The following is a 13,000-nucleotide window of genomic DNA, read 5'->3' as shown; positions in this document are numbered from 1 at the left end:
ACTATCCGCGCTCAAGGAACGCCTCCTTCTCGGGATTCAGGTATTCGTTGATGGCCTCGGCAAGGCGGGGATGCCGTGCCAGGGACGGGTCCGCGCCCACGACGTCCTGGGCGTCCTGCCGTGCCCGGGCAATGATGTCCTCGTGCTCCAGCACGCGCAGCAGCTTCAGGGTGGATCGGCCGCCTGACTGTGACGCGCCCAGGATGTCGCCCTCGCGGCGCAGCTTGAGGTCCTCCTGGGAGAGCTCAAAGCCGTCAGTGGTGGAAGCCACCGCATCCAGCCGCCGCCGGCTCGGGTGCCCTGGTTCCAGGCTGGTGACCAGCAGGCAGGTTCCGGGGAGGCCGCCACGGCCTACCCGCCCACGCAACTGGTGGAGCTGCGAGATGCCGAAGCGGTCGGCGTCGAGGATCACCATCAACGTGGCGTTGTGCACGTCCACGCCGACTTCAATCACGGTGGTGGCGACCAGGAGCTTGGTCCGGTTGGCCGTGAAATCAGCCATGGCGGCATTCTTCACCGCCGTGTCGAGGCGGCCGTGCATCGGTCCCAGCGGGACGCCGGACAGGGCCGGCTCCTGGAGCAGTTGTTCGACGACGGCGGTTACCGACGCGAGTTCGCGTTCGCCGCCGTCCCCTGCCAGGCCGGCCGCGGAAGGTTCCGCTTCGCCCGGACTGAAATCGCCGTCGTCGTCCGTTCCGATCCTTGGGCACACCACATAGACCTGGTGCCCGGCGTCGATCTCCTCGCGTGAACGCGACCAGATACGCCCTGCCCAGCCGGGGTTTTCGGCAAGGCCCACTACATGGGTGGAAATCGGCGCCCGGCCTGCGGGGAGCTCGTCCAGGATGGAGGTTTCGAGATCGCCGAAAACGGTCATGGCCACGGTCCGGGGAATCGGCGTGGCCGTCATGACCAGCAGGTGCGGCGGCTTGTTGGCCTTTGACCGGAGGACGTCCCGCTGCTCCACGCCGAACCGGTGCTGTTCGTCCACGACGATCAGGCCCAGATCATAGAACGCCACATTGTCGCTCAGCAGTGCGTGCGTGCCGATCACAATTCCGGCCGAACCGGACGCGGCGTCGAGCATGGCCCGTTTGCGGGCGGCGGCGGGCATGGAGCCGGTGAGCAGCGTGACCTGGACGGCACCTTCGGCGAGGCTGCCAAGGAGGCCGTCCGCGGACAGCATGGGATCCCGGGCGAGGGAACCCAGGGTCCGGCGGATGGATTCGAAGTGCTGGGCCGCGAGGACCTCGGTGGGGGCGAGCAGTGCCGCCTGCCCGCCGGCGTCCACCACCTGCAGCATGGCCCGCAGCGCCACAATGGTTTTGCCCGAGCCGACCTCCCCCTGCAGGAGCCGGTTCATGGGGCTGTCCTGCGCGAGTTCGGCGGCAAGGGTTTTGCCGACGGCAGCCTGGCCGGCGGTGAGGGTGAACGGCAGCTGCCGGTCGAACGCCGTCAGCAGCCCATCGGCTGCCGGCCGCCGGGCGGTGGCTTCCTCGGCCGCCAGCTGTGCACGCCGCCGCGCCAGGGCCGCCTGCAGGACCAGGGCTTCCTGGAACCGGAGACGGTCCTGGGCGCGCTTCCAGTCGGCCTGTGTTTCGGGCTTGTGGATGAGCCGGTAGGCCTCGGCCACCGGCAGGAACTTTTCGCGGCGGGCGACGTCGTCCGGCAGCGGATCGGGCAGCGCGTCCAGATCGACTGTTTGGAGGAGCGTGGCGATCACTTTCTGGATCGACCAGCTGGTGAGCTTGGCCGTGGCCGGGTACACCGGGACGGGCATGGCAGCCAGCTTTTCGGGGTCCATGCCGGGCATGTCCGGGTCTTCGTCCAGGAGGTTGAAGTCCGGATTGGTCAGGCCCAGGGAGGCACCGTACCGGGTCACTTTGCCGGAGAACATCACGCGCCGTCCGGGCAGGAGTTCGGCCTGTGCCCGGTAGCCGCTGAAGAAGGTGATCTTGAGGGTGCCGTGCCCGCTGCCGGGGCCTACGGAGGCAAGGCGCGGACGGCCGTGGGATGCGGCGTCGTCGGTGATGATGACATCGGTAATGGACCCGCGGCGCGTGTGCATCTTGCGGGTGCTGTTGGAGAGGACCCGCGCAATCAGGGTGACTTCCTCATCGACGGGCAGCTCGCCGATGGGTGTCAGCTCGCCCCGGTTCAGGTAGCGGCGGGGGAAATAGTTCAGCAGGCCGCCGACGGTGCTGATCCCCAAATGTTTCTCGATGGCCGACGCTGACCGTTTTCCGATCAGCCGTTCCAGGCGCTGGCCGAGTTCAGCGCTCATGTCCATGGGAGCTCGCGGGAGCCGGTTCGGGATCTCGGGCTACGGCGAGTTCGCTGACGGTGAGCTCTGAAGGGTGCCCCAGGGAGCGGATCAGGCTTACGGCCGGTGTGGCGTCCGGGACGTGGACGTGGACACGCCAGCGGTAATTGCCTTCCGGATTCGCGGCGTTGCCCACCTGGCTCATGATGACGGAGTCGCCGATCTCGTCCAGCCGTTGCCGGAGTGTGGCGGCGTTCAGCGGTGAGAGGCTGATGGTGCACATGACTTCAACGCCGTCGTCATCCGGCATGCTGGTGTGGATGTGCGGGTCCTGGACGTCGTAGCCGTGCAGGCCGTCGAGGAGTTCCCCCTGCAGGCCCTCGCCCAGGACAGCGGAGCGGAGGCAATCGAGGATGAGCAGCATGCCAACGCCCCCGGCATCGACTACGTGTGCGGCTTCCAGGGCGGCCAACTGGTTCTCCGTGCTGACCACTGCCTGCAGGGCGCCCTCGACGGCGGCGTCCAGGGTTTTACCGAGGGCGAGGTTGCTGTCGTCGCCGTTGTGGCCCGCATCCACTGCCGCGGCGGCTCGGGCTGCGGCCTCCATCACTGAAAGCATGGTGCCCGGCACGGGATCGCTTAGTGCGGACCACGCCCGGATCTGGGCGCGGTTCAGCGCCGCTGCCAGCAGGGCTGACGTCAGGCGGGTGTGCCCGGCCAACGGCTCGGCGGCGGCGCAGAGAAACACGGAGAAAAGCGTGCCGGAGTTACCGCGTGCCTGCTCCATCGCCGCCCGGCCGGCATGCGCCAGCACCGCTCCCACATCCGCCTGGCGCGGATCTGAGGGGGCGGCTGAGTCCAGGCTTGCCGTGCCGCTGTGCAGGGCACGGGCCGCTGCCCGGACGGTGAGGTAAAGGTTGGTCCCGGTGTCGCCGTCAGCCACGGGGAAAATGTTGATGGCATTGATGCGGTCGCTGTGGTTGCCGATGGCCGTTTCGGCTTTGTCCAACCACCGCTTCATCGCTTGGGCATTCGCGGCAACCTTAGTCTGCAAAGTGATCCCATCCCGTGGCGCCAGCGACGCGGCCCGCAATTGTGACGCCCGGGCCAGTGTGGGTTCCCGGGGCTTGTACTGAGCCTATCGCAGTGAATCCGGCCGGAAGCTGAATGTTGGCTGGGAATGTGGCAAGCAGTCCGTGGTCTTCTCCCCCGCCCAGCACCCATGCCAGGGGGTCCGCTGCGAGGACGTCCGACGCCGGCCTGAGGCCTTCCGCCTGCCGCTTCAGTTCCAGCGGGTCCAGGTCCAGCACCACGCCGCTGGCGGCGGCGAGACGGCCGCCGTCGCGCACCAGTCCGTCCGAGATATCCATCATGGCGGTAGCGCCGGCCGCCCGGGCCCGCGGGCCCGCTGCCAGGGGAGGCCTCGGGCGGCACTGGGTTTCCACGAGTGCGCGCTGCGCCGGGGCAAGGGCCTGCATGGGAGTTGGGGCTTCCAGGAGCGCCAGCCCGGCCGCGGCCCGGCCGACTGTGCCGGCCAGGGCAAGGACGTCGCCGGGGCGGGCTCCGGAGCGGAGCACGGGATTTCCGCCTTCCAGTGTGCCCAGCACCGCCACGGTCACGGAGATTTCCGTTCCGCGGCCCAGGTCACCTCCGGCCACGGAGCAGTGGGTGGCGCCCAGTCCCGTGATGGCCGCGGTGAGGCCATCGGCCAGGTCCTCGACCCAGCTGACGGGTGTCTCCGGCGGCAGGGTGAGGCTGACCACCAGCGAGGTGGCCCTGCCGCCCATCGCATTGATGTCACTCAGGTTCTGGGCTGCAGCCTTCCACCCGACGTCGAAACCGGTGGTCCGGTAGCCATTGGCCCACTGCAGCCGGAAGTCCTGATCCTGGACCTGGGTGTCAATGGAAATCAGCGTTCTGCCGTCCGGTGCCGCCACCAGCGCGGCGTCGTCCCCCGGACCAAGCAGTGTGGCCGAGCCGTGGGCGCCGCCGACCATCTCCAGGCGGGGAAAGATGCGGGCCAGGAGTCCGGATTCGGACATGGCGGAGACTGTGGGGGTTTCTTCGGTCAGCGGTTTTTCAGGCACGCCCCTACGCTACAGCCCGGCACCGACAATGCTGATCCTGCACCAACGCCAGAGGTGCGGCGCACGTGCGCGGCGGCGCTAGGCTTGAAGAATGCACCATCCGCGCTTGCCCTTTCCTGCCCGTGTGTCCGTAAGCCTGCTGACCGCCGCCCTGGCTGGCGCTGTCCTGTCCGGCTGCGCCCCCGCCGTGGATGTGGCCCCGGCCGCTGACGCGGCCAACCCGGCGTGCGCCTCCATGATGGTGGCGCTGCCGGACGCCATCGGCGACGCGGCACTGCGGAAGACGAACAGCCAGGCCACTGCTGCCTGGGGCGATCCCTCGCAGGTGATCCTGCGTTGCGGTGTGAACGTTCCGGGTCCGACCACGGACCGCTGCGTGAGCGTCAACGGCGTCGATTGGGTCATCAGGGAAGCGGACGCCGCGTGGACGCTGACGACGTTCGGCCGCAAACCGGCTACGGAGATCCTCCTCACGAAGGATCAGGAGTCGATCAGTTCCGCCACCGTCCTCGCCGACCTTTCGGGGGCTGCCGCAAAGATCCCCGCCACCGGAAACTGCGTGGGCCAGGAAGACCTGCAGAACCTGCCGAGCACCAAGTAGGTGGTCAGCGGAGTCCGGTCTTCCGGTTCAGCGCCAGGTAGATCAGCTCGTCGATAAGGTCCGCGTAGTCCAGGCCGGATGCTGCCCACATCTGCGGGTACATGCTCTTAGGCGTAAACCCCGGCATGGTGTTGATCTCGTTGATGATCAGCTCGCCCTCAGGGGTGTAGAAGAAATCAACGCGGCTCAGTCCCTCCGCCCCGACGGCGTCGAACGCGACTGCCGCCAGCTCCCGCACCCTGGCGATTGCTTCCTCGGGGATGTCGGCCGGGCAGCTGAGCGAAGCGGCGTCGTCCTCAACGTATTTGGCGTTGAAGTCGTAGAAATCATGACCGCCCCCGGCCACGGAGATCTCGCCCGGCATGGAGGTACGCGGCGCTGACGTTCCGCGCCCTTCCAGGACGGCACACTCGATTTCCCGGCCCACGATGCCAGCCTCAATGACCAGCTTGCGGTCGTGGCGGCGGGCTTCCCCGACGGCGGCATCCAGTTCCTCCAGCGAATCCACTTTGGAGATGCCCATGGACGATCCCGCCCGTGCCGGCTTGACGAACACCGGGAAGCCGAGACGGTCCACCTGCTTGCGGACAGCCTCGGCGTCGTTGAGCCACTGCCGGTCCGTGACGGCAACATACGGTCCCACCCGCAGGCCGGCAGCCTCGAAAACGACCTTCATGTAGTGCTTGTCCATGCCCACCGCGGACGCGAGGACACCGGCGCCCACGTACCGGGTGTCAGAGAGTTCCAGCAGCCCCTGGATGGTTCCGTCTTCACCGAACGGGCCGTGAAGCAGCGGGAAGACCACATCAACGGTGCCGAGTTCGCGGGGAACCGCGTCCGGCGAGGCCACAATCAGTTGGTGCTCCCCGCCGATTTCGGCAAGGGTCACAGTCTCCGACGACGCCGGGACTTCCGGCAGCGACGCCGCGGACAGCGACCACTGGGCAGTGTCCGCCGAGGCCAGGACCCATTGCCCGGACTTGGCGATGCCGATGGGAATCACGTCGTACTTGTCTTTGTTGATGGCCCCCAGCACACCGGCAGCCGTCACGCAGCTCACCGCGTGTTCGCTGGACCGGCCACCGAAAAGCACCGCCACCCGTGGTTTGACGCGGTGGGCCGGGTTCGGTGTGGCCAGGTTTTGGTCAGACATTGTCAGTAATCGCCTTCAGGTTTCAGGTCCCGGGACAGCAGCAGGGGCCCCAGTTGGTCAACGGAAAGTTTGCCGGCGAGGACGGCTACAACGGCGGCGGTAATGGGCATTTCGACACCCAGCTTCCCCGCGAGTTCATGCACGGCCTGGCCCGATTTTATGCCTTCGGCAGTCTGCGTCATCTTCAGGGCGAGCTCATCAAGGGTGAGTCCCTCACCCAGCAGCCGGCCGGCAGTGTGGTTTCGCGACAGAGGCGAGGAGCAGGTGGCTACCAGATCCCCGAGACCGGCCAGTCCGGCCATGGTCCGTGCTTCACCGCCGAGCGCAAGGGCCAGACGGGACGTTTCGGCCAGGCCCCTGGTGATGACGGAGGCCTTGGTGTTGTCCCCCATCTGCTTACCTTCGCAAATGCCGACAGCCAGCGCGATGACGTTCTTGACGATGCCGCCGATCTCCACGCCCACCACGTCCCCGGTGGTGTAAGGGCGGAAGTAGGGAGCGGTGCAGCTCCTGGCAATCCAGCCCGCGGTCGCGTCGTCCGTACACGCCACCACGGAGGCCGTAGGTTCTTCACGGGCGATCTCCATGGCGAGGTTCGGCCCCGAAACCACGGCGATCCGGTGATCGGGAATCCCGAGTTCGTCACTGATGACCTCGCTCATGCGGGCATCCGTTCCGAGTTCCAGGCCCTTCATCAGGGACACCACCACCGCGTCCGGGGCAACCATGGCTTTCCATGCGCGGAGCTGGAGGCGCAGCGACTGTGCCGGGACCGCCAGGACCACCAGGTCCGCGCCGGACAAGACATCACGCACATCCACGGACGCCGTGATGCTGGCGGGCAGCACCGTGTCCTTCAGGTACTGCTCGTTGCGATGGGAGGAGTTGATCTGCTCCACCACCTCGCTGCGCCTGCCCCACAGCCGGATGCTTCGCTCCACGCCCGCCGCGTTGGCGGCGTCCGCAAGGATCTTGGCGAACGTGGTTCCCCAGGAACCTGCGCCAAGGACGGCAACAGAGCGGGCCGAGCCGGGACGGCTTCCCTCAGCGGTCACGTGGCGTCCGCTGCGCCGTCAGGCCGTTTCCGGTCAACGAAGCGGCCGTGCGTGGCCTGGTTGTGTTTGGCAGGATCCCAGCGCTCGGCGGGAGGCACCTCGCCCCGGATGCCGGCCAGCAATTCCGTCACGGCGTCCATGATGGCGTCCGTGGCAGCGGTAAGGGTTGCCTTGTCCAGCGTTCCGCCCATAAAAGGACTGAGGTCCACGGGTTTGCCCACCACTACACGCGACGTCTTGCGCGGGAAAAGGTGGAAGCGTTTTGCGTAACGCGGGAAGACCTCGTGGGCGCCCCAATGCGCGATGGGCACCACGGGTATTCCACCTTCAAGCGCGAGGCGTGCTGCCCCGGTGTGGCCCTTCATCGGCCACAGGTCCGGATCACGGGTCAGCGTCCCCTCGGGGTAGATGATGATGGCCCCGCCGTCGGCCACGACCTCCTGGGCGAGCTGCAGCGAGCGGTTCGCTCCCGCCGTCGAGCGCTCCACCGGGATCTGGCGGGTGGCCCGCAGGATGGCGCCCACCACCGGAACCTTGAAGAGCCCGGCCTTGGCCAGGAAATGGGGCGCGCGCTTCTGGTTGTAGAGCAAGTGGCCCACGATGAGCGGATCAATCTCCGTGCAATGGTTGGGCGCGGCGATGAAGCCGCCGGCCGGGAGGTTCTCCAGGCCCTCCCACTTTTTGTTCATCATGCCGTTAAGCAGGGTGCGCACGATGGCTGCGACCACAACGAATGTGGCCTGGCTCTTGGCTGTTTCCTTCACGACCCCAACGCTACTTCGTCGAGGTGATGTCGAAATCGGCGCCGAGGCCGGCCAGCTTTTCGCTAAAGCGCTCGTAGCCGCGGTTAATGATGTCAATCCCGGTCACGCGGGACGTGCCGGTGGCGGCAAGCGCAGCGATGAGGTGGCTGAAGCCGCCACGGAGGTCCGGGACGTCGATGTCGGTGCCCTTGAGCTGGGTGGGGCCGGAAATGACGGCTGAGTGGAGGAAGTTCCGCTGGCCGAAGCGGCACGGCACGCTGCCCAGGCATTCACGGTGCACCTGGATGTTGGCGCCCATGCGGATGAGGGCGTCGGTGAAACCGAACCTGTTTTCGTAGACGGTCTCGTGCACGATCGATACGCCCTCGGCCTGGGTCAGGGCCACCACCAGGGGTTGCTGCCAGTCGGTCATGAATCCGGGGTGCACGTCGGTTTCGAGCACCAGCGGGTTGAGCTTGCCGCCGCGGTGGTAGAAGCGGATGCCGTCCTCGCCGATGTCCATGCCGCCGCCCACCTTGCGGTAGGTGTTCAGGAACGTCATCATGTCCCGCTGCGAGGCACCTTCGACGAAGATGTCGCCGCGGGTGACCAACGCCGCCGAAGCCCACGAGGCCGATTCGTTGCGGTCCGAGAGGGCACGGTGGTTGTAGCCGCCCAGGTCCTTGACGCCTTCAATGCGGATGGTGCGGTCGGTCTGGACGCTGATAATGGCGCCCATCTTCTGCAGCACAGCAATCAGGTCGATGATCTCGGGCTCGGTGGCGGCACCGGAAAGCTCTGTGATCCCCTCGGCGCGGGTTGCGCTGAGCAGTACCTGCTCCGTGGCGCCCACCGAGGGATAAGGAAGGGAGATCTTGGCTCCCTGCAGGCCCCGGGGCGCGGAGATGTGGATGCCGCCCGGGCGCTTTTCGACGACGGCACCGAACTGGCGCAGCACGTTGAGGTGGTAGTCGATGGGCCGGTCGCCGATTTTGCAGCCGCCCAGGTCCGGGATGAAAGCCTCACCGATCGCGTGGATGAGCGGTCCGCACAGCAGGATGGGGATCCTCGAATCCCCCGCGTGGGCATCGATCGCGGTGCTCGGCGCGGTCTTGGCCGCTTTCGGGTCAAGGGTCAGATCGCCGGTGACGGGATCCTTGACCACCGTCACTCCGTGCAGCTGCAGCAGGGACGTGACGACCTCGACGTCCTTGATTTCCGGAACGTTCCGCAACACCGAGGGTTCGTTGCCCAGCAAGGCTGCCACCATCGCTTTGGGAACAAGATTCTTGGCCCCCCGGACGCTGACGCGGCCTGTAAGCGGGACTCCGCCGCGGATTGTCAGAACACTACTCATATACCGGTTTCCTTACGATTACTCGCCCCCAAACACTTGCAAAGGCTCCAGCTAAGCATAGGAGGTTGCGTTACCGAACCGAAATACGGCGGCGTCAAAGCCTGCGGCGCGGCGTCGTTCCTTCCGCCGTTCCGCCAGTCCCGCCAGAAGCAACACGGGGTCACTTTAGGCCCGATAATTCGATGTTATCGGGCGTTACGTGACCCCGCGTTGCCTCAGTGGGTGCTTAGGAAAGCCGGGCCGGCAGGGTGGTTGGTTTGAAGGCGGGACGGGTGGCTTCGTAGGCCGTAATGTCCTCTTCGTGCTGGAGCGTGAGGCCGATGTCATCGAGCCCTTCGAGGAGCCGCCAGCGGGTGTAATCGTCGATCTCGAACGGGGCCACGATGTTGCCGCAAATGACTGTTTTGGACACCAGATCAACGGTGACTTCGGTGCCCGGGGCGTTCTCGAGTTCCTTCCAGATCAGCTCGATGTCGTCCTGGGCAAGTTCGGCGGCCAGGAGGCCCTGCTTGCCGGAGTTACCGCGGAAAATATCCGCAAACCGGGACGACAGGACGGTCTTGAAACCGTAGTCCTTCAGGGCCCAGACGGCGTGCTCACGGGAGGACCCGGTGCCAAAGTCCGGACCCGCAACCAGGACGGAGCCGGCGTTGAACGGGGCCTGGTTCAAGATGAAGGCAGGATCCTTGCGCCAGGCGGAGAAGAGCGCGTCCTCAAAGCCGGTGCGGGTAATCCGTTTGAGGTAGACGGCCGGGATGATCTGGTCCGTGTCAACGTTGCTCTGGCGCAGCGGGACGCCGATGCCCGTGTGGGTGGTGAACTTTTCCATGGCGGGTCTCCTAGGCTGCGCTGGTGCGGATGGCGGCGGATTCGGGTGCCGGATCAAGGTCCGACGGCGAGCTCAGGGTTCCACGGATGGCCGTTGCGGCTGCCACTACCGGCGAAACCAGGTGCGTGCGGCCGCCCTTGCCCTGCCGGCCTTCGAAGTTGCGGTTCGAGGTTGACGCGCAGCGCTCCCCCACCTCCAACTGGTCCGGGTTCATGCCCAGGCACATGGAGCAGCCGGCGAAACGCCACTCTGCGCCGAAGTCTTTGAAGACCTTGTCCAGGCCCTCGGCTTCGGCTTCGAGCCGCACGCGGGCCGAACCGGGAACCACCAGCATCCGGATGTTCGGATCCTTCTGCCGGCCGCGGATGATATCCGCAGCGGCCCGGAGGTCCTCCATGCGCGAGTTGGTGCAGGAACCCAGGAAGACGGTGTCCACCCGGATGTCCTTCATGGGCGTTCCCGCAGCCAGTCCCATGTACTGCAGCGCACGCTCGGCGGCAGCCTTGGCGTTTTCGTCGCCGAAGTCTTCCGGTGACGGCACCGAAGCAGACAGCGAAACGCCCTGGCCAGGGTTGGTGCCCCACGTGACGAACGGCTCCAGCGTGTCGGCATCCAGGTCCACTTTGACGTCGAAGGTGGCGTCGTCGTCGGTACGCAGCGTGTCCCAGTACTCGACGGCGGCATCCCAGTCCGCTCCCTGGGGAGCGTGCGGGCGGCCGAACATGTAGTCGTACGTGGTCTGGTCCGGGGCCACCAGGCCGGCGCGGGCGCCGGCCTCGATGGACATGTTGCAGATGGTCATCCGCGCTTCCATGGACAGCGCGCGAATGGCGGAACCGCGGTATTCCAGGACGTAGCCCTGGCCCCCGCCGGTGCCGATCTTGGCAATGACCGCGAGGATGATGTCCTTCGCCGTGACGCCCGGACGGAGGGTGCCTTCAACATTGATGGCCATGGTCTTGAACGGCTTCAGGGACAGCGTCTGGGTGGCCATGACGTGCTCCACCTCGGACGTGCCGATGCCCATGGCCAACGCACCGAAAGCGCCGTGCGTGGAAGTGTGGGAGTCGCCGCAGACAACCGTCATGCCGGGCTGGGTGAGGCCGAGCTGCGGGCCTACAACGTGCACAATGCCCTGCTCTGCGTCGCCGAGCGAGTGCAGCCGGACACCGAACTCCGCGCAGTTGTTGCGCAGCGTCTGGATCTGGGTGCGGCTGGTGAGATCGGCGATGGGCTTGTCGATGTCCAGCGTGGGAGTGTTGTGGTCCTCCGTGGCGATGGTGAGATCAGGGCGGCGCAGCTTGCGGCCGGCGAGGCGGAGGCCCTCGAATGCCTGCGGGGAGGTCACCTCATGGACGAGGTGGAGATCGATGAAGAGAAGGTCGGGCTGGGCATTGGCTCCCTCGCCGTCGCCTTTGCGCACCACATGTGCGTCCCAGACTTTCTCGGCCAGTGTTTTTGCCACGGCCAGCTCCCTTCACTGCATGTTTTGGCTGTTACGCTCCACTGAACCAGCAGGGCTGTGGAATATGCCACTCAAAAGATTTGCATCTCAGATAATGAGACGGCAATATCATTACATGGACAATTCTAGTGGAGTCGGCGTCATTGATAAAGCGGCCCATGTGCTGGACGCATTGGAGGCCGGGCCCACCACCCTGGCGCAGCTGGTGGCCGCCACAGGGCTCGCCCGGCCCACGGTCCACAGGCTTGCCCTGGCGCTGATCCACCACCGCCTGGTCAGCCGGGACATCCAGGGCAGGTTCGTCCTGGGCAGCCGCCTCGTGGAGCTGGCATCCGCCGCCGGCGAGGACCGGCTCATTGCCTCGGCCGGGCCCATCCTGATGCAGCTGCGCGACGCCACCGGCGAGAGCTCGCAGATCTTCCGACGCCAGGGCGAGTGGCGCGTCTGCGTCGCTTCCGCTGAGCGGCCCATCGGCCTGCGCGACACCATTCCCGTGGGCACGCAGCTGTCCATGAAGGCCGGCTCCGCCGCCCAGGTGCTGCTCGCCTGGGAGGACCACGACCGGCTCCTTGAGGGCCTGCAGGCCGCCCGCTTTACGCCCACCGTTTTGGCAGGCGTACGACGGCGGGGCTGGGGGCAGAGCCTCGGCGAACGTGAGCCGGGGGTTGCGTCAGTCTCGGCCCCCGTCCGGGGGCCGTCCGGGCGGGTCATCGCCGCTGTCTCGATCTCCGGGCCGATCGAACGCCTGACCCGCCAGCCGGGCCGGCTCCACGCCGAGGTGGTCTGCAACGCCGGCCGGCTCCTCACCGAGGCGCTGCGCAAGACTAACGACTGACACGCTGGCGCAACGTCAGCGTTAGCGTCAGGGGCGTCATCGTGGCCCGCCATGGCTAAGCTGTCCGCATGAACAGCTACGCAGTCTTCCTCCGCGGCATCAATGTTGGCGGAATCAACATCAAAATGGCGGAGCTCAAGGATGCACTCGCGTCCGCGGGGTTCACGGGCGTCAAGACCCTCCTGGCCAGCGGCAACGTGGTGCTTGCCAGCCCGGACGAACCGGCGGCTGTCAAGCAGACGATTGAGACATGCCTGCGCGGCACCTTCGGCTATGACGCCTGGGTGGTTGTCCTCACCGCACAACGCGTGGGTGAGCTGGTGGACGCCTGCCCCTACCCGGAAGACGACAAGGCGACACACACGTACATCACGCTGTCCTCGGACACCACCAAGCTCGACGAGCTGGACGCAGCCGGGGCGGCACTGGACGGCACCGAACAGAGGCGGCTCGGCCCCGAGGCCCTGGCCTGGCTCGCTCCGGCCGGCGGAACGCTCGACAGCCCCTTCAGCAAGATCTCCGCCAAGGCGAAGTTCAAGGCAAGCACCACAACCCGGAACCTACGGACCCTGATCAAGGTCCGCGATGCCGCGGCAGCCTTGGCGCAATAGG

12 protein-coding genes are annotated in these 13,000 nt (G+C 66.6%); 3 read left to right on the top strand and 9 right to left on the bottom strand.

The features are described from left to right. Window position 1 precedes the first annotated feature (1 nt). Genes IAQ70_RS13415 through thiL form a run of 3 tightly spaced genes read right to left on the bottom strand, consistent with a single transcriptional unit; the run spans window position 2 to window position 4,305 of the window. Window positions 2–2,284, bottom strand: coding sequence for an ATP-dependent DNA helicase RecG (locus IAQ70_RS13415; RefSeq protein ID WP_190989804.1), 2,283 nt, complete (start codon window positions 2,282–2,284; stop codon window positions 2–4). Further along, window positions 2,274–3,284, bottom strand: coding sequence for a DAK2 domain-containing protein (locus tag IAQ70_RS13410; RefSeq protein WP_190989803.1), 1,011 nt, complete (start codon window positions 3,282–3,284; stop codon window positions 2,274–2,276). The genes IAQ70_RS13415 and IAQ70_RS13410 overlap by 11 nt, the downstream gene beginning before the upstream one ends. Before the next feature lie 22 nt (window positions 3,285–3,306). Next, window positions 3,307–4,305 (bottom strand): thiamine-phosphate kinase, encoded by a 999-nt coding sequence (gene thiL / locus IAQ70_RS13405; RefSeq protein WP_190989856.1) that lies wholly within the window; start codon window positions 4,303–4,305, stop codon window positions 3,307–3,309. Window positions 4,306–4,441: 136 nt separating this feature from the next. Between thiL and IAQ70_RS13400 the strand changes: the two genes are divergently transcribed. Further along, window positions 4,442–4,951: a DUF3515 family protein gene (locus IAQ70_RS13400; RefSeq protein ID WP_190989802.1), complete on the top strand. Its 510-nt coding sequence runs from the start codon at window positions 4,442–4,444 to the stop codon at window positions 4,949–4,951. 4 nt (window positions 4,952–4,955) lie between these two features. On the opposite strand, the gene IAQ70_RS13395 is transcribed toward IAQ70_RS13400, so the two are convergent. From IAQ70_RS13395 to leuC, 6 genes are all read right to left on the bottom strand, one after another. After that, window positions 4,956–6,104, bottom strand: a complete 1,149-nt coding sequence (locus IAQ70_RS13395) for a D-alanine--D-alanine ligase family protein (RefSeq protein WP_190989801.1) — start codon at window positions 6,102–6,104, stop codon at window positions 4,956–4,958. 2 nt (window positions 6,105–6,106) lie between these two features. Then, a complete protein-coding gene (locus tag IAQ70_RS13390; RefSeq protein ID WP_190989800.1) occupies window positions 6,107–7,159 on the bottom strand; it encodes an NAD(P)H-dependent glycerol-3-phosphate dehydrogenase in 1,053 nt (350 codons plus the stop codon). Continuing rightward, window positions 7,156–7,923 carry a lysophospholipid acyltransferase family protein gene (locus tag IAQ70_RS13385; protein ID WP_190989799.1) on the bottom strand — a complete coding sequence of 256 codons (768 nt, stop codon included), beginning with the start codon at window positions 7,921–7,923 and terminating at the stop codon, window positions 7,156–7,158. The genes IAQ70_RS13390 and IAQ70_RS13385 overlap by 4 nt, the downstream gene beginning before the upstream one ends. 10 nt (window positions 7,924–7,933) lie before the next feature. After that, window positions 7,934–9,259: a UDP-N-acetylglucosamine 1-carboxyvinyltransferase gene (gene murA, locus IAQ70_RS13380; protein WP_190989798.1), complete on the bottom strand. Its 1,326-nt coding sequence runs from the start codon at window positions 9,257–9,259 to the stop codon at window positions 7,934–7,936. A 226-nt stretch (window positions 9,260–9,485) separates the two neighbouring features. Beyond that, complete coding sequence (gene leuD, locus IAQ70_RS13375; RefSeq protein ID WP_190989797.1) at window positions 9,486–10,088, bottom strand: 3-isopropylmalate dehydratase small subunit; 603 nt, start codon at window positions 10,086–10,088, stop codon at window positions 9,486–9,488. A 10-nt stretch (window positions 10,089–10,098) separates the two neighbouring features. Then, a complete protein-coding gene (leuC, locus tag IAQ70_RS13370) occupies window positions 10,099–11,553 on the bottom strand; it encodes a 3-isopropylmalate dehydratase large subunit (protein WP_190989796.1) in 1,455 nt (484 codons plus the stop codon). Between the two features lie 115 nt (window positions 11,554–11,668). Between leuC and IAQ70_RS13365 the strand changes: the two genes are divergently transcribed. Both IAQ70_RS13365 and IAQ70_RS13360 read left to right on the top strand, forming a co-directional pair. Then, window positions 11,669–12,388, top strand: coding sequence for an IclR family transcriptional regulator (locus IAQ70_RS13365; RefSeq protein ID WP_190989795.1), 720 nt, complete (start codon window positions 11,669–11,671; stop codon window positions 12,386–12,388). Between the two features lie 68 nt (window positions 12,389–12,456). Further along, on the top strand, window positions 12,457–12,999 hold the full coding sequence (locus IAQ70_RS13360) for a DUF1697 domain-containing protein (RefSeq protein WP_190989794.1): 543 nt from the start codon (window positions 12,457–12,459) through the stop codon (window positions 12,997–12,999). Window position 13,000 lies beyond the last annotated feature (1 nt).

Origin of the sequence: Pseudarthrobacter sulfonivorans (genome assembly GCF_014712225.1) — a bacterium.
In the GTDB taxonomy this organism is placed as follows: domain Bacteria; phylum Actinomycetota; class Actinomycetes; order Actinomycetales; family Micrococcaceae; genus Arthrobacter; species Arthrobacter sulfonivorans.
This window is presented reverse-complemented; position numbering and strand designations above follow the sequence as displayed.

Coding starts and splice junctions, on each gene's coding strand:
- thiL (WP_190989856.1), bottom strand. CDS start 4,305: ATGTCCGAATCCGGACTCCTGGCCCGCATCTTTCCCCGCCTGGAGATG.
- murA (WP_190989798.1), bottom strand. CDS start 9,259: ATGAGTAGTGTTCTGACAATCCGCGGCGGAGTCCCGCTTACAGGCCGC.
- IAQ70_RS13410 (WP_190989803.1), bottom strand. CDS start 3,284: ATGAAGCGGTGGTTGGACAAAGCCGAAACGGCCATCGGCAACCACAGC.
- leuD (WP_190989797.1), bottom strand. CDS start 10,088: ATGGAAAAGTTCACCACCCACACGGGCATCGGCGTCCCGCTGCGCCAG.
- IAQ70_RS13365 (WP_190989795.1), top strand. CDS start 11,669: ATGGACAATTCTAGTGGAGTCGGCGTCATTGATAAAGCGGCCCATGTG.
- IAQ70_RS13400 (WP_190989802.1), top strand. CDS start 4,442: ATGCACCATCCGCGCTTGCCCTTTCCTGCCCGTGTGTCCGTAAGCCTG.
- IAQ70_RS13415 (WP_190989804.1), bottom strand. CDS start 2,284: ATGAGCGCTGAACTCGGCCAGCGCCTGGAACGGCTGATCGGAAAACGG.
- IAQ70_RS13395 (WP_190989801.1), bottom strand. CDS start 6,104: ATGTCTGACCAAAACCTGGCCACACCGAACCCGGCCCACCGCGTCAAA.
- IAQ70_RS13360 (WP_190989794.1), top strand. CDS start 12,457: ATGAACAGCTACGCAGTCTTCCTCCGCGGCATCAATGTTGGCGGAATC.